The organism is Thiocystis violacea (assembly GCF_016583565.1).
GTDB classification, from domain to species: Bacteria; Pseudomonadota; Gammaproteobacteria; order Chromatiales; family Chromatiaceae; genus Thiorhodococcus; species Thiorhodococcus violaceus_A.
Genome location: NZ_NRRF01000087.1, coordinates 1 through 15,684, shown reverse-complemented (window position 1 = coordinate 15,684; position 15,684 = coordinate 1). Strand labels below are relative to the sequence as shown.

The 15,684-nt window shown below is 63.4% G+C and carries 15 protein-coding genes and 2 pseudogenes; 5 read left to right on the top strand and 12 right to left on the bottom strand.

The annotated features are described in order from the left end of the window. The 7 genes and pseudogenes from CKO23_RS25320 to CKO23_RS21470 form a co-directional block, all read right to left on the bottom strand. On the bottom strand, nucleotides 1-206 hold a 206-nt coding region (locus CKO23_RS25320; RefSeq protein WP_207168643.1), incomplete at its 3' end, for a hypothetical protein. Between the two features lie 20 nt (nucleotides 207-226). Beyond that, nucleotides 227-3,044 (bottom strand): annotated as a pseudogene (locus CKO23_RS21495) (Tn3 family transposase). Between the two features lie 30 nt (nucleotides 3,045-3,074). Continuing rightward, nucleotides 3,075-3,692 (bottom strand): recombinase family protein, encoded by a 618-nt coding sequence (locus CKO23_RS21490; protein WP_200334886.1) that lies wholly within the window; start codon nucleotides 3,690-3,692, stop codon nucleotides 3,075-3,077. 203 nt (nucleotides 3,693-3,895) lie between these two features. Beyond that, nucleotides 3,896-5,442, bottom strand: a protein-coding gene (locus CKO23_RS21485; protein ID WP_200334898.1) for an ISNCY family transposase whose coding sequence is annotated in 2 segments (ribosomal slippage) — nucleotides 3,896-4,528 and nucleotides 4,531-5,442 — 1,545 coding nt in all. Because the reading frame shifts where the segments join, the coding sequence is not laid out codon by codon here. 279 nt (nucleotides 5,443-5,721) lie between these two features. Beyond that, entirely contained in the window at nucleotides 5,722-7,662 is a 1,941-nt protein-coding gene (locus tag CKO23_RS21480) for a TM1802 family CRISPR-associated protein (RefSeq protein ID WP_200334879.1), read from the bottom strand. Between the two features lie 65 nt (nucleotides 7,663-7,727). Next, nucleotides 7,728-8,036 carry a CRISPR-associated protein Csx16 gene (gene csx16, locus CKO23_RS21475; RefSeq protein WP_200334877.1) on the bottom strand — a complete coding sequence of 103 codons (309 nt, stop codon included), beginning with the start codon at nucleotides 8,034-8,036 and terminating at the stop codon, nucleotides 7,728-7,730. Then, nucleotides 8,033-8,401, bottom strand: a complete 369-nt coding sequence (locus CKO23_RS21470; RefSeq protein WP_200334875.1) for a hypothetical protein — start codon at nucleotides 8,399-8,401, stop codon at nucleotides 8,033-8,035. The genes csx16 and CKO23_RS21470 overlap by 4 nt, the downstream gene beginning before the upstream one ends. Nucleotides 8,402-8,641: 240 nt before the next feature. Here CKO23_RS21470 and CKO23_RS21465 point away from each other — a divergent pair, with 240 nt between their 5' ends. The 5 genes from CKO23_RS21465 (at nucleotide 8,642) to CKO23_RS21445 (ending at nucleotide 11,966) form a co-directional block, all read left to right on the top strand. Continuing rightward, nucleotides 8,642-8,953: a type II toxin-antitoxin system TacA family antitoxin gene (locus CKO23_RS21465; RefSeq protein ID WP_164652031.1), complete on the top strand. Its 312-nt coding sequence runs from the start codon at nucleotides 8,642-8,644 to the stop codon at nucleotides 8,951-8,953. Beyond that, the gene (locus CKO23_RS21460; protein ID WP_200334874.1) at nucleotides 8,922-9,395 is read left to right on the top strand and encodes an N-acetyltransferase; all 474 of its coding nucleotides are present in this window, start codon (nucleotides 8,922-8,924) and stop codon (nucleotides 9,393-9,395) included. Before CKO23_RS21465 ends, CKO23_RS21460 begins: the two co-directional genes overlap by 32 nt. A 347-nt stretch (nucleotides 9,396-9,742) precedes the next feature. After that, nucleotides 9,743-10,303, top strand: coding sequence for a recombinase family protein (locus tag CKO23_RS21455; protein WP_200334872.1), 561 nt, complete (start codon nucleotides 9,743-9,745; stop codon nucleotides 10,301-10,303). Between the two features lie 296 nt (nucleotides 10,304-10,599). Further along, nucleotides 10,600-10,854 (top strand): hypothetical protein, encoded by a 255-nt coding sequence (locus CKO23_RS21450; protein WP_200334870.1) that lies wholly within the window; start codon nucleotides 10,600-10,602, stop codon nucleotides 10,852-10,854. Further along, entirely contained in the window at nucleotides 10,851-11,966 is a 1,116-nt protein-coding gene (locus CKO23_RS21445; RefSeq protein WP_200334863.1) for a tyrosine-type recombinase/integrase, read from the top strand. Before CKO23_RS21450 ends, CKO23_RS21445 begins: the two co-directional genes overlap by 4 nt. On the opposite strand, the pseudogene CKO23_RS21435 reads toward CKO23_RS21445, so the two are convergent. From CKO23_RS21435 to CKO23_RS21415, 5 genes and pseudogenes are all read right to left on the bottom strand, one after another. Then, nucleotides 11,869-12,866: pseudogene (locus CKO23_RS21435) on the bottom strand (tyrosine-type recombinase/integrase). The gene CKO23_RS21445 and the pseudogene CKO23_RS21435 sit on opposite strands and share 98 nt — an antisense overlap. Then, nucleotides 12,863-13,792, bottom strand: a complete 930-nt coding sequence (locus CKO23_RS21430) for a tyrosine-type recombinase/integrase (RefSeq protein ID WP_242482632.1) — start codon at nucleotides 13,790-13,792, stop codon at nucleotides 12,863-12,865. The pseudogene CKO23_RS21435 and the gene CKO23_RS21430 overlap by 4 nt, the downstream one beginning before the upstream one ends. After that, nucleotides 13,702-14,544: a hypothetical protein gene (locus tag CKO23_RS21425; protein WP_200334847.1), complete on the bottom strand. Its 843-nt coding sequence runs from the start codon at nucleotides 14,542-14,544 to the stop codon at nucleotides 13,702-13,704. The genes CKO23_RS21430 and CKO23_RS21425 overlap by 91 nt, the downstream gene beginning before the upstream one ends. Nucleotides 14,545-14,850: 306 nt before the next feature. After that, nucleotides 14,851-15,129, bottom strand: a complete 279-nt coding sequence (locus CKO23_RS21420) for a type II toxin-antitoxin system RelE/ParE family toxin (protein WP_200334845.1) — start codon at nucleotides 15,127-15,129, stop codon at nucleotides 14,851-14,853. Next, the gene (locus tag CKO23_RS21415; protein ID WP_200334836.1) at nucleotides 15,126-15,395 is read right to left on the bottom strand and encodes a type II toxin-antitoxin system Phd/YefM family antitoxin; all 270 of its coding nucleotides are present in this window, start codon (nucleotides 15,393-15,395) and stop codon (nucleotides 15,126-15,128) included. Before CKO23_RS21415 ends, CKO23_RS21420 begins: the two co-directional genes overlap by 4 nt. Nucleotides 15,396-15,684 lie beyond the last annotated feature (289 nt).

Sequence of the window (15,684 nt, the reverse complement as noted above, 5' to 3'; positions counted from 1 at the left end):
CGCGCCACTGCGATCCGGCGCCCAGAGAGCAATTGGGGAAGCGCCGGCTGCGCTGCAGGCGGCTGGAAGGCGACGGGCTCCGGCAGCTCGGCCAGCGCGGTCTGCGCGATGCGATCGGCGGCGGCGTGGGGTTTGAGGCGCGGTGGAACGGAAAACCGGGTTAAGCCTATTTTTGTGTACGAAAGGCATCGGTGGTCGACCATCATTCTGTCAAAGTCGGGTTCGCCTATCCCTCCGCAGGATCACGCAACGGTCGCAGTTCGCCATTGGCCACCGCCTCCGGCACGGAGAAGGAGTAGCGCCCTAGCATGTTGATGTGCTCGTGCAGCAACGGCGACAGCCGCGCGGCGACGCTGTGGCGACCCTCGCCCCGGTTGAGTTGAGTCAGCGTCGCCCGGCGTTTGGCCTCGTCGTCGATGTAGGTCAGCGTGTGCAGAGTCTTGTCGATACGGGCGAATTCGGCAATGGCCTGGGCCAGGCGGGTGGGACGTTCCCAGACCTGGAGGGTGCGCATGATGCCGGCGGCCGGCACGCGCCCGAGCTTGAGCGAGCCGACCAGGCGCAGGATGTCGTCCCACTGCGGGATGATGCGCTGCAAGCTCAGGTGGCGAGCCGATACCGCGTTGAGCGGGCCGTAGTCGGCCTGTTGGTCGAGCCGCCAGAAGCGCGTGCCCCCAACATCGGCCAGCCGCGGGCTGAAGCGGTAGCCGAGCAGTCGGAACAGGCCGAAGACGACATCGCTGTAGGCGCCGGTGTCCGTCATGATCTCGGTTGGCTGGAGGTCGGTTTGCTGTTCGAGCAGCACCGCCAGCAGGATCAGGCTGTCGCGTAGGGTTCCGGGTACGGTGATGTCGTTCAGACCGGAGAACTGGTCCGACAGCAGGTTGTACCAGGTGACCCCGCGCCCGACGCCGAAGTATTTCGGATTCGGACCCGCATGGACCGAGCGCACCGCCACCACGAAGCGCATGCCGTCGGCCGAGGCCACCTCGCCGCCGCCCCAGAGGTTGGCGAGCGCCAGGCGACTCTGGGCGGCCACCAAGGTCGCATTGGCGGCGGTCAGCGTCTCATCGCGCAGGTAGTTTTGATCGACCCAGGACAGGCGGTCACGCTTGAGGGCCGGGATATCGCCGCGCGTCAGCGACTCCAGCCCGGTGTTGCAGGCTTCGGCCATCAGCACCGCGCACAGGCTCACCTGCAGATCGGCCGCGCGGGCCGTGCGCTCGGACAGATGGGTGAAGGCCTCGGTGAAGCCGGTCCGCCCGGCGATCTCCAGGAGCAGTTCCGGCAGTTCCACGCGGGGTAACAACTCGGCGACCCGCTCGCGCAGTGCCGCCAGCGAGGCCGGTTCCTCCAGCTTTTCCAGCGGACTGAGGATCAGTTCGGGGGTGTCGCCGGTCAGCTCGAAGCGTACCGCCGGATTGTCGGGCAAGCGCGACGCCACGGCTCGGTAGGTGCGGTCCAGTTCGGCCGCCATGGCGGTCAGCGTCGGTTCCGGGCTGGCCGACAGCCCCAGCGTCCGGCAGATGACCGGCCGGGTGGCTTCCCACTCGGCGCCAGTGAGCAGGCCGGCGCGCGGATCGGCATAGCGCCAACTCGGTGCCACGAAGACCTCGCGGCGGCGCAACGCGGTGTGCAATTGCTCCAGTACGCAGAAGGTGTAGGCACGCAGATCGACGGCGCCCTCCTCAAGCAGCACATGCGGTTGCCAAGATTTGGTGACGACGGCGCGCGGGGCCGCGCGGTCGGGCTGGTGCCGCTTCAGGTTGGTCCGCAACCACGCGAGGGCCGCGACGACCGGCTCACCGGCGACATTTGCACCAAAACGCAGCTGCTCGACCAGCGTCGGCAGGAAGCGACGGATGAGCGTGTACTTGGCATCGAGCGCCCGGTAGTATACGTCGTCGGCCGGTCGGATCAGGGCGGTGACCGCCGCGAGCGCGTGCGTCAGGGTCTCGCGCGGAGTCGTCGCGAACACGCGGGTGCGCAGGTCGACATCGGCCACCTCGGTGTCCAGGACCAGTTGGCAGGCGCCGGCCAGGGTTGCCGCCGCCAGATCGAGGTCCTTCAGGCTACGTAGGCGCGCCTTCTTGTCCGCCTTGCGGGCGTCGCTGAACACCTCGCGCAGGAGTGCATCCAACACGTCGAGCGCGTCGTCCTGCGCGGTGGCTTACAAGGTCATGCACGAAGGCGACCAGCGTGGCCAGGCGGCGGCGTGTGGGCAACCGCAGGATGGCCGTGACCTTGGCGGCACCCGCGAACCGCGCCAGGGCGGCCACCCGGGTCGCCGGGATGCGCGTCGCCGTCGGCACCTGGATGCCCAACGCCCGCACCTTCTGCAACCGCCGCAGGGCGAGCACGAGAGACCGGCTGCTGATCGTCACGGGTCCGGTACGCAGACGATCCAAGGGCGAGCGGCGGCTACCGGCCGGAACCTCCAGCAGGCCTTCAAGCCGGGTCTGCTGGTCACGGCTGATGCCACGTCCAAGCCAGCGCCACAGCCGTTCCTCGACCCGGCTGCGCACGCGGGCGATGTAGCGTTCGAGGGTACTGCAACCGGGCAGCAGAACCTTATGCATGACCAGCCAAGTGGTCGCCCGCTCGAACAGCACGCTCGGCCGATCGGTGCCGGTCCAGCACAGGGCATACAGCCAGCGGGTCAGGCGCCAGCCGACCCGGCGCTCGGTGATCTCGACATCGTCGTAACGGTCGCGGATTTCCGCCGCATGCTCCCAACGCTGCTCGCCGACGCGGTAGGCAGGCAAGCCGTCCATGGTCTCGAACTAGATATGCAGTTGCTTGGCCAGCGTCTGCAGCACCACCAGCGGGACGGCCAGCGGGTCTTCCAGGAGGGTGCCCAGGTAGCGCACCGTCCCCAGTTGCACGGCAAAACCAAGCCGGTTGTGCTCGCCGCGCTTCTGCGCGATCAGCGCCTGGTCCGCCTCGTCCAAGTGGAAGTAGCGGATCAGATCCGGGGGTGAAGGTGGTCCCGGGTAGCGGCCATCGTGTTCGCGCTGCGCCTGAGAAAGAAAGCTGACCGGCATGCGGTTCCCCGTCGCGCGGTGCGGACCCGGTTAGTGCGGGTCTTGGTGCATGGCCCAAATGCGCTTCACTTGGCTGGCACTACAGCCGGCCAGTTCGGCGGTCTTCTGGATGGTGTGACCCGCACGGCGCAGGACCAGGATGCGTTGGTGGGTCGTGGTATCGGCCTTACGCCCGGTGTATTTGCCGGACGCCTTGGCCAATTGCACGCCCTGGCGCTGCCGCTCGCGGCGTGTCTCGTAGTCGTCGCGCGCCATTTGCAGGGCGAGCTTGAGCAGCAGTTCCTGCACCGACTCCAAGACGATCTTGGCCACCCCGTCGGCAGCGGCGGCCACCTCGGAGAGGTCGACCACGCCCGGTACGGCCAGCCGCGCGTCCTTGGCGCGGATCGCACCGACCAGTTGCTCGGCTTCGGCCAACGGCAGCCGGCTGATGCGATCGATCTTCTCGGCGACGACCACCTCTCCCGGTTGCAGGTCGGCGATCATCCGCAAAAGTTCGGGTCGGTCGGCGCGCGCACCGGAGGCCTTCTCGCGGTAGACACCGGCAACGTAGTAGCCGGCCGCGCGCGTGCTGTGCTCGATCTCGACCTGGCGGGTGAGGTCCTGTTCGTCCGTGCTGACGCGCAGGTAGATGCGGGCGGCTTTCATCGGCGCTGGCCAAGATGGGTATACCGAACTTGGCAGCCGTAGCGCGTGTGGCCAAGAATGGCAAATACCGATGTTATTTGGCCGCGCCCTAGTTGGCTATCCATGTTGGCCGCAGGCGCTCTGAAACGTACACAAAAATAGGCTTAACCCGGTTTTCCGTTCCACTGCGCCTCGAACCCCAGGTTCGCTTCCATAGTTTTTTTCTATGGAGGCAAATCGAGCTTGAGCAGGCGCGCCTCAAGCGCCGCCAGATAGGTATCGGGATGCTGGCGGAAGTGCCGTTGTTGCAGGCGTGCCTCGCGTAGCTTGCCAAGTTGGCGCCGCTCTTCGCGCCAGGCCACCGGGTCGACCTCGCCAAGCTGACGCGGTGTGAGCGGATTGGCCCAGGTGATCACGGCGGCGAGCACCCGCACGGCGCCACGCACGACCAAGCTGGGACTGGCGACCTTGTGCCCGGTGATGCGTCGCTCTTGGTGGCGCAGGGAGCCGAACAGATGCTCAAGGTCGTTGTTGGTGCGCGGTAGCCCATCGACATCATCGGTGTGAAAGAGCCCCGACCAATAACTCTGGGTGATCTTCACGAAATGCTGGCCCCAGTGGCGGATCGTTTCCCCGACCGGGGTCTTGAGCCGCTTGGCAAAATCATGCACCCAGCGCGCATAGCGCGCCCTCACTTCAGCGGCGGGTCGTTGCTCGGGATTCTCCAGCAGGTCGACGGCTTCGTGAATGCACTGAAACAGTGCCGCCAAGGGTGGCCAGTACGCGGCCGTGGCCGTCAAGGCGCGCTCCAGGATGCCGTGCAAGCGCTGAAGAGGTTTCGGCAGGCCCCCCTTTTTTGCTTGGCTCGTTGCAAGCTGGCCTCGATCTGCTCCAGGCGTTCGTGCAGTCGCAACCCGCCTGGCTCCAAAGGCGCTTGGCCCTCGTCACTGAGCGCGCCGCGTACCGCAGCGCAATCGCCTTGCACCACCTGCGCCTCCTCATCCTCGCGCTCACTGACGGCACGCCCGAGCGGACGGATCGCGCGTACGCGTTTCTTCAATTCCTTCTTGGCATGACGATCGGCCTCCCAGGCGGGGCCAACCGCTTGTTTCCAATAGTGGAACTGGCAGAGCTGATGGGGCACGCCAGGAAACGCTTCCGCCACCGCGTTGCCGATGCTCTGCTGCCCGTCGCTGATCACGCCGACCACCGGAGCCTTGACTCCCGCGATGGCTTCGCGCAGCAGCGCGACCAGGTCCGCTTGCCGCGAGGACAGGAGGCTGCGCGCGAGCAGCACCTCGCCCGAGAGCACCTCGCGGATGACCCACAACACCTCGTGACCGACATCCGGCTGCAGTCCGTCGATGGCCAGGATCAGGCGGCCCTGCGTCTCCAGCCGGACGCGACGCTCGGGGCTCTCGCGCACCGACAGTGCCACCAATTCGTCATAGCGCTCTAGCCGATATTGCACATTGCGCTGACTGATGCGCACCGCACGTTGCTCAAGCGCGGCATGAAGCTGCTTCGCCGTGGCCTGTTCGCGATAACGCCGCTGACCAATGAAGGCCAGCACATCCAGCCCATATTCATAGTGCGGGAGCACCACATGACCTTCTTCCACGGGATGTCTCGGTCGGTGATAGTGCGCACACGCCGGATTCTCGCAACGCCCGATCGAAACCTTCAGACGCAGCATACCCTCGAGCGTGGCCACCTTGCGCCAGGTCGTGTACTGCAAGCGTGGCCGCTGACCGCACTCTGCACAGTCCATCACTTCGGGGCGCAGTCGCCGTTCTTCTGTCGCCTCCGCTCGGCGTGTCTTGCCGCTCATCGCTGTCCTCCTCCTGGACCGCCAGGATCCGCTTCCCTACTGGCTTAGACAGCCCTCAAGTGCCGTTTGCTTCCATAGTTTTTTTTCGCCACCGCCTGCTCCAAGGCCCTGATCTCGGCCTTGAGTTGCGCAATGCTCTGCCGAGCGCGTTTGTGCGCCTTCCTCTGTTCACGCAACGCCTCGGCACGTTGCACCGCCTTGCGTTTCCAGGCATCGCGACTACGGAGGATTTTCGACGGCTGAAGCATCGGACAACATCGACAGCAGGGTGATGCTGTCCCCCAGGCGCCCGGCGCCGAGACGTCCTAGATCCTGCACGATGGCACGCACATCGGCGTTGCCCTCGACCTCGTAGGTCAGGAGCTTTTCGCGGACCTTGTTGTAGAGATCCGGCAGGTCGCGACCATCGAGACGCAGCCGCTTGAGCCAGGTCAGGGCGTTGGAGGCGACGTTGACCCCGCGTGCCGCCTGGACCTGGATCACCTTGCCGTAGAGGATGCCGAGCAGAAAGACAAAGGCCCGCTCGGGACTGCTCAGGCCCGAGCCCGGCTGGAAATAGGGCTTGAGCGCCGGCAGGGTCGGCTCGAAGCGGTCGGTGGTGGTCTCCATGGGTAACACTCCTGTCAGGTCCAGGTAATAGAGCAGGCGGGCCAGGTGTCTGATCCAACCGGCCAGGGTCCAGTAACGCGTCTGTTTCTTGCCTTTCTCGCTATGCCCTTCGTGCAGCAGACCCCAGGCGCTGTCCGAGTTGGCAATGTCGTCGAGATACCAACGGGCCGTTGTCAGGGTCTCGCGCCAGAATCCGGCTTGCGCAGCCCCTAATGAAGTACCGTGGTAGATGGACTCGGCGAGCTGGCGTTTGATGGTGAACAACCGGCTGCTGTCGTTGGCACTGGTTGCACGACGTCCGCCGGGCCGTTTCAGGAGCGCAAGCAACATGTTCAGACCAAGGTCGAGCGCGGCCTCGTCCATGGGATAGCGCGGCGCGAGCGGATGTTGCCAATCCTTGGCCTGTCGGTTGGCCTGCGTCAGTCGGCGCAGGCGTGACGGCAGGATGTCGTTGACCAAGCCGCGTACGTCATCGACCACCTGGCCGAAGGTCGCCCAGAGCATGTGCAACACGATCTGGGCGTCGTCGTGGTCTTGGACGAATTCCAGCAGGTCTTTTTCGTAGGACGAGACCTTGTTGCTCTCCAGGTGCTGCAGATATTTGCGCCAGTCCTCCATGAATTGCCGTCGACCATCGGGGTTGCCGAGCAAGCTGGGTAACAGCAGGGCCTTGTCGCCCGCGACGCTGCCGAGAAACCGCTGGCCGAGCAGATGGTTCTTGAAGACATAGAGCAGATCGGCGCAATCCAGGCAGAGGCCATAGCCCTTCCAGGCATCGCCGGTCTCCAGCCCTGGGAAAGCGCCGGCCCGGTCCATGTTGGCGAAGTTGATCCCGGTACCGCGCAGATTGGGATAGAGGGTGACGCCGCGCGCACCGCACAGCGGACAGTCGGCGGGGCCGTGCTCGCGCGCCTCACCCGTCACGTATTTGATCGATGCCAGTGCCTGGGCCAGATAGGATTGATACTCGGGCCGATCGCCCGGCCAGCGGCCCTCGGCATCCACGACGCTGAGAAACACGGTTTCCTTTTCTGGAATCAGCCGGATGGCGGCGGCCAGGATGTGCGGATCGGCTTGCTCGCCGATCGGATAGACCGCATCGCCATAGCGCAACGCGGTTCCCTCGAACAGGATCGCGCAGGTTTCCCGAAAATAGTCACGCCAGACGGCATCCGCCTTGGCCTGGGCGCTGAATTCCTTGGCCGTGGTGTTCTGGATCTTCAGGCTTGGCCCGCACGGCGGATTGTCCTTCGGCTTGCTGGTGCGCTTGAAGACGGGACCCAAGGCGGGTGACTGGGCGCCGCTGGGCTTGTTGAACGGCAGTCGAAGGCGCTTGGCCTCATCGAGATCCTCGACCCACATCTTGACCATGCCCGGTTGATCCGCAACGGCTTGTAGCGGATAGACGCGCGCGACCTTCTCAGCGGCCTCGACGAGAAGTGGGGCAAGTTGCTCGCCATGTCGCGCCCGGATCTCGGGCAAGCCAAGCGCGGTTTCTCCGCAGCGGCGATTCAGTTCCAGTAACGCCAGTTCCCGCATTGCTCCGAACATGCGTATTTCCTCCTGCTCGAATCCTTGGACGGTATTTCACGCCAATGCGCATCACGCGTCCGCATTCACAAGCGTGTGAATTCACCCAGTCGTCGCACCTGGTATTCCTCGACCCGAGCCCCGCAGTCACGCATCTGCCCAGCGCTCAGCTCCAACCCGCGCAGTTCGGGCGGCAAATCGAGCGAGAGATGCAGATAGCGACCGCCGCGCGCGCAGACCGTCGCGGCCAGGTTCACCGGCAGCGAGCCGATCAGGATGTCGCCTGGCTGGATGATCGCCGGGTCGAGATGATCGAGGATGCGGTCGACCGCCAGCCCTTCCTCGGCGGCCCAGTCGCGGGCGCCAGGGTGGCGGGTGACGAAGTAGAGGCTCATGCCGACGTGAGCGACGCGCGAAGCAGCAAGCCGCTCGCGCTGAGCACGCCCGCCTCGATCAGGCGCGCGCGTAGCGCCGACCAGTCGAGTTCGGAGAGCTTGCGCCGCCCGTTGGGCGTGGTGCCCGAGCGGTTGGGCTTGCAGCGCACGCGCGCCGAAGGATGGAGCGACGGATTCGCCAGCAGCTCGACGAACTGTTCGAACGAAAGGTGGTGCGTGTCGTTGGACTTGCCGTTGAGCGAGACGTCGAAGTATTGCCCTTTGACGAGGTAGGGATGCGAGATCTGCCCCTGCATCGGGTTGTAGGCGGCGGTCACGGAGGTCAGACAGTTGTGCTCGTTGATGACATCGCGCACGTTCAGCATGGATGCGTCTCCTTGCAATCGGAGTGATGGGCGGCCGGTCTCCTCAGAGGCCGGGGCCTGGGGAGAACCTGTGCTCCCCGTGGCTGGACGTATTGAACAGGCGATTGGCTTTGCGGTCAGGATTCGCAAGCTTGCGAGCTTCGAGACACCGATCGGCTTCACAGGCTTGCCTGAGTCGTGGCGCCATTTTGGCGCCAGTGCTATTGTTCTCTCCATACTGGTCAAACAGGGTCCTTCCCCATGATTTCCCACGAGCCAAAGCGACAATCGCGCATTGGCGCGCGCGTGCCGCCCGAGGTCTTGCGCACACTGCATCAGGCGGCCGATCTCACCGGGGCAACGCTCAATCAATTCCTCGTGCAGGCGGCGCTCAAAGAGGCCCGGTCCGTCATCGAGCGCGAGCAAAGGCTGCAACTGTCCCGCCGCGATGCCGAGCGTTTGCTGGAACTGCTGGAGAATCCACCGCCACCCAATCAGGCGCTCACCGACGCTCAGACGCGTTATCAAGGACTGAAACGTGATGCTGATTCAGCCTTTGACTGGCAGCCATGACCGACGCGGCTTCGACTGCGGGCGGGTCGAACTCAATGACTGGCTGGCCAAGGTTGCGCGCCAACATCAGAACAAGCGCTTGTCCAAGACCTTTGTGGCCGTTCAGGAGCAGGCACCCTCGGCGATCCTGGGCTATTACGCCCTGACGCTTACCGAAGTCGATACCGCTGCCTTGCCTGAAAGCCATTCCAAACGGTTGCCACGCATCATTCCGGGCGTCCGGCTCGGGCGTTTGGCCGTAGGTCGCCAGCATCAGGCCAAGCGTCTCGGAGAGCTGTTGTTGATGAACGCGATCGAGCGCGTCCATGCCATCCGCGCCCATGCGGGCGTGGTCGGACTCTTCATTGATGCCATCGATGACCAGGCCGTCGGGTTCTATCGGCGCTATGGCGCCCTTCCATTTCTCGATGATCCCTTGAAATTGTTCCTGCCGGTCGGTTGAGCACAGCCCTGGGTTTCGGGTTTCGCTGCGTCTGGAGAGACGCACGCAAGCTTTCATCAACCCTTGAGCCACTGCAGCACGAGCAAGGTGTTCTGGTAATCGCGATCCTTGTCGGGCTTCTTGGCCTGTGATTGGGGTCTCGGGCGCAACGGAACAGAAAACCTAGGTAAGGGCTGAACCCCACGATTTTCGGTGACTTCCGGCCTGTCGTCTCGTTGGGGTATACCCTAAATAGGCGTCAGGGGGCGTTGTAGGAAAGTGTCAGAATAGGGTTAATGATGGCCTTCATTGACACCTGCTTGGCAGGGTCATAGAGTCTTTCCTGACACAACCCTCGGAGAACGGCCGTGCAGGGCCAGCGCGTCGGCTATGTCCGCGTCAGCAGCTTCGACCAGAATCCGGAACGCCAGCTCGATCAGGTGCAGGTCGATCGCGTGTTCACCGACAAGGCGTCCGGAAAAGACATCCACCGCCCGGAGCTGGATCGGCTACTCACCTTCGTGCGCGAAGGGGACACCGTGGTCGTGCACAGCATGGATCGTCTCGCGCGCAACCTCGATGACTTGCGCCGCTTGGTGCAGACGCTCACCCAGCGCGCCATCCGTATCGAGTTCGTCAAAGAAGGGCTGACGTTCACGGGCGAGAATTCGCCGATGGCGACGCTGCTGCTGTCGGTGATGGGCGCTTTTTCGGAGTTCGAGCGGGCGCTTATCCGCGAGCGACAGCGTGAGGGGATTGCGCTGACGAAACAGCGCGGGGTGTACCGGGGCCGCAAGAAGGCGCTTTCCTCCGAGCAGGCCGCAGAGCTACGACGACGGGCCAGCGCTGGGGAGCAGAAGGCGAGCCTCGCCCGCGCGTTCGGGATTAGCCGTGAAACGCTCTACCAATACCTGAAAGGACAGGATTGACGGTGTTGGTAAGGATCCGCGTTTCCGGGGGATGCACTTGGACGCAGCTTGGCCGTTGCGCTCGCGGCCCAGACAGTTCGGATCTGCGAGATGGCGGCTGGTGACAGGTGACACGTTATAAGCGCCATGTTTTGTTACGTATAAAAGCTTTCTAAGTCAATGGACTGATGGAATCCTTTTCGTGGTAGCCTTGATCTCGATGGGGTGACGGCCTCAGCCGTCAAGCCGCCTCAGCGGCGTCCCCGAAGGCCTGCCTCAGTGGGCCGCGACCTGATCGCTGCGCGGGGAGAGAGGGCATGGTGGAGCCGCTGATCAGCAACGAGCGTGGGGATCGCGAATGGCTGTACCTGTGCTCGCGGGTTGGCGAGGAGAGGGCTCGCGCCGCGATTCATGAACTCAAGGGCGGTCAGCGACCCTATCCGCTCAACATTGCCAGTGCTTTGGGGATTGCATTGCCGGAGGAGGCCTTGCTTCCCCGGCTGGAATCGAGGAAACCAACGCCGGAACAGTTGGCGAAGCACTTGGCGGCGCTGCGAGCGGCGGTGAAATGAGGCTGTTCTTTGCCACGGCCGATTTCCGGCTCCTTGGTATTTCCTACCCGGGATTTCCGTTGCTCCTGAATGAGGATATGGAGCTTGAGCTGTACCCGTTCAGGTATCTGGTCCACGAGTGTTTGCACCGTGGTCGGGTGTCGAGCCAGAAGAGCTGGGCGGCGTACGGGCAGGCGCTATACGACTACTTCGGGTTTCTTGAGGCCCGGAATCTGGACTGGCGGCAATGCCAGGCCAACACCGATCACTCCATCCTGGCCGCGTATCGGGAGTGGTCTGTTGGGCTTGGGCTGAAGCACACGACGGTCAACCAACGGGTTCGAGTCGTCGTGCGGTTCTATCAGTACGCCGCTCGGGAAGAATGGATCCAGGATCTGCCCTTCGAGCTGGAATCGGTCGTGGTGCGGCGGCCGAAGGACTTTCTTTCCCACACGGACCGCACAGGCGGTCAGCGGATGAGTGCGGATGTGATGCTGCCGGCCAAGCGCCCGACGCTCAAGGTGCTGAGCATCGGGGAAATCCGGCAGCTCCTCGAGGGGACGTCCAACGCTACCCTGAATCTCCTCTATCGGATGGCGGTACAGACGGGCCTGCGCAAGGAGGAGTTGCTGACCTTCCCGGTAACGCTGGTGACGAATCCGGCGCACAACCCTTCGCATCGCTCCATGATCCGCGTGCATCTGGATCCAGCGAAGATGGCGTTGAAGGACAGCAAGCCACGAGCCATCGATATCCCTCGACGATTGATGGAGCGCCTTTGGGAGTACCGACTCCACGAACGCCATCACCGTTTGCTTCAAAACGGCATTGGAACCGGTCCAGAGACGCTGTTTGTGACGGAGCGTGGCGCACCGTTCTCGGCACGCTCATCGGCGATCATGAAGCACATGAAGCAGGTGCTGGGACATGGGAGCCTGCACACGCTTCGCCATAATCCCGGGTGCCGAATAATGCCGAGCCACCCTGCAAGCACCGTATGGCGACTGGGCTGCGGGGCCACTCGACTCGGCATTATCAGAGGCTCTTCAGGAAGGCGAGCAAGGCGTCGTCCGGTCGATACCGGCCACGGGCCTCACTCAGTGGTGTCGTTCGATCGAGGGCCTGCTGCTTGAGTTCCAGGCTGGCATGGAGATAGATCTGGGTCGTGTCCATCGACTCATGACCGAGCCACATGGCAATGACGGCGCAGTCGACGCCGCTATGCAACAGGGCCATGGCGGCGGAGTGGCGCAATCCATGCGGGGTGATGTCTTTTTCGACCAATGATGGGCACTGTTGGCTGGCCTGCGCCAGATGCTTATTCAGCAGATCGGCCACGGCGTCACGACTGAGTCTCCGCCTCGAGTCGACGGGAACACGATGGCCGAAGATCCCTGAGCCTGCTCGCGCTGCCAAGCCCGTAACGCGGACACGGCCTCCTTGCGCAGCGGTGTACAGCGTTGCTTGCGGCCTTTGCCGAGGCAGCGCACATGGGCGCCGGTTTCGAGCGTGACATCCTGCCAGCGCAGGCCGATCAGCTCGGACACGCGCAGTCCGGTTTGCAGCGCCACCAACAGCAGGGTGCGGTCGCGTCGTCCGAGCCACGTCGACAGATCCGGGGCGGCGAGCAGCGCCTCACTTTCCACGCGCGTGAGGTAGGCGATGGGCGCGCGCTCATAGCGCTTGGACGGGATGGCCAAGACCCGTTCGATCAGGCCACTGTGCTCGGGGACTTCGAGTGCGGCATAGCGAAAGAAGGAATGGATGGCGGCCAATCGGACGTTGCGGCTGCGCGCGCTGGTGCCGCGGCTGGTCTGCAGGTCGTCAAGAAAGGCCGCGATCAGTGCGGCATCCAGATCTGGCAGGGTGAGCTGCGAGGGGCCTTTATGCAGGCCGATCTGCGCGTAGCGCAGCAGCGGACAAAAGGTGTCGCGATAGCTGGCGATGGTGTGGGCACTGACGTGCTTCTGCTGAATCAGGCGCTCGGTGAAGAAGCGCTCCAGCAGGATCGGAAACGTGAGGGGCGCGCTCATGGCCACACCTGTAGTGGCAGGCCCTGTTCCAAGCGGTCCAAGGCGAGCTGGAGCAATTCCGGCGTGGCCGAAAGGTACCAGAAGGTATCGGCCACCTTCACATGCCCCAAATAAGTCGACAGTTCCGGCAGATGCCGTTCAACATCGACCTCCTCACGATACCAGCGCAACAGCACCTCAACCGCAAAGCGGTGGCGAAAGTCATGCAGCCGAGGTCCGTGGCGGTCCGTCGCCCCGCGTAGACCGATCTGGCGCGACAGCTTCACAAAGGTGTATCGCAGACTCCACTGACTGAGTCGTGTCCCCTGCTCGGAGATCAGAAAGCTTGGTGTGGGCGCGATCGGAAAGACGCGATGGCGAGCGACCACATAGGCGCGGAGAACTTCCTGGGTGGTCGCGTGCAGCGGCAGCACCCGCGCCTTGTCGAACTTGCCATGGCGGATCGTCACCTCACCGAGGGTGAGAGCGACGTCGGTATCATCGAGCGCGAGCAGCTCGCCGACGCGCATCCCGGTCACGCTCAGCAGCCCCAAGGCGGTGACGGCGGTTTGGGCACGCAATCCGGTCGGTGAGTGCAATTGAGCAGCAGCCTCCAGCAGCCGCACGACTTCGGTGTCGGTATAGAGATACGGGACGGCCCGTTGTGGGCGGGCACTCAGGAGCCCGATTGCGGGAATCTGGGTCTGGGGATCCATGGCGGCACGAAAGCGGGCGAAGCCACGCACGAGCGTCAAGCGCCGAGTCCCTTCGGCGGGCGAGGCTGTCGGCGACTGCGTCGCCCACTGCAGTGCCAGCTCGCTGGTGATGTGCACGCAGCCGTGCTGTTCGAGAAAGGTCAGGAAGCGCGACAGCAAGCGCTGCGCGTCATCCATCTTAAAGCCGAGCGCGCGGCGTAAGGCCAGATAGTCTTCGAGGGCGTGTGCCAAGGGCGACGGATTGCTGGATTCGCGGCGTGTCGTCGACGGAAAACACTCCAGGAGCGTCCGGTCGAGCCTGCAAGCCGTCGTGCGTCTGATTCCTCGACGCCGATCTCGATCAAGGCGTCGCGGAAGGCGTAGATGCTGGGTCGTTTGAGCTCCAGCTGGAAGCCGCAGCCGTCAGTTCCTCCATATCCAGACGCCAAGTCGCCTGCCGCGGCTGGAACGACCGTGAGAACACCGGCCGCCGGTCTTGCCGCGATTTCTGGGCGGACGACAATCACGAGTCGAAGTCGTGGATTGACCTCGACGAAGCGCCAACCATGGGCATCGGTGAGCACGACGGCAACATCCGCGATCTCCTCCGCTTCCAGCACGGCGGCGCAGACAAAGGCGGCTGCCTCTGCGGCGCTGTCAGCGCGGATCGCGTAAATTCCGCGCTTTTCTTGGCTGATGTGTTCCCGCAGATCGGCCAGGAGCTTGCTCTTGGCGTCCTGCCGACCGGCGAGTAAGGCTTGCGGCGAGATGGATGGTTGGCATTGGGAGGACCACTGCTGCCAATGATGGGTGACGGTTTCGACTCCGTCGCCTGCGATGCCGATGTCCTCGGCGAACGACAGCGCGATTGCCGGATTGGCTTCTAGCCAGGCTTCCAAGTCATCTGCATCGTAGGCGACGACGTTGCGCCATGTGCCTTCGGCTTGCTTGTGCCCTGACCACTCGTCTTTCTTCGCCCAGCGCCTTGCTGTTACGACAACCAAAGTCGAGGCAGCGCGTGTATCTTCAGGCGTCGAATCGGTTCGCTTGACGTAAGTCCTCGTTCGCTTTGGTCGCTACGTCCCCTCGAACGCTCAGCTCCCAGAGCGATCGGCCGGCTGGAACCCAAGCGTCACCTTCCTTGCTGGTGAGCTGTCCATCCCAACCGGGACGGCTCACGGAGTCTCCTGCCTGAAAAGCCATTTCCGTGATCGATCCTGCCTGGATGGCCAAGCGTCGCACCAGGCGCGGCAGCTCGCCTTGCGCCTCGCGACGCTCAGCCCAGCCTTCGATGTCTTTGGCGGTGACTCTCATCCGTAGACTTCATCGTGGGTCCCGATATCAAGAAGGACGATCTCCTGCTCCGTAACCTTGAGCAACAGCGTCAACCGATAGCTGTAGGTCAGACTGACCGCCTGCATCCCTTCCAGCTTGCCGGCGAGGGGATGCAGTCTCAGCCTGGGTTGGAAGGGATCTTGACTCAGATCATTCAAGGTGTCCCGAAGCGCGGGACGAAGATCGGGATGCTTACGAAGAAACTTGCGAGCCCGTCGCTCGAAGTGCTGGGTCGTAACGAGCGTGACGCTCATGCTTCATCGGCGTCGAGTGCGCGCATCAGTGAATCCGCATCCACGTAACGATTCGCTCGACCGGCCTCAAGATCAGCCAGCGACGCACGGAGACGTTCCCTCGCTGCGTCCTGCTGAGCCTCTTGCAGCTCGGCATAGGCGGCTTCGGTCAGCACGACATAGCTCGGGCGGTTGTTCTTGATGATATGAACAGGACCGTTGTGAAGGGCCTCGTCCACGGCTGCGATTCCACGGCGCTTGATCTCTTGAGCGGGAATGCTGTTCATGCCTGTTCCTGGTACTCACATCAGTACTCAGTTCAGCACGACCAGAGGTGTGGGTCAAGGTCGGTCCCGAAATTTCAGCAACTAATTGAGGGCAATGTGGCCTCTGTGCATGCCACATGAACTAACCCCCCAGTTGTCGGCAAATAGCCAGAAATGCGGCGAGCGGCTTAGAAGATATCCGGAACATAGTTTGCTTAAACTTTAGGTTTCTTGGAGTTTTCGGAATAAGATTTGTGCGCAAGCCAGGTGAATCAGTGCCAAGTAATTGGGCATCTGGCAAACATAACGG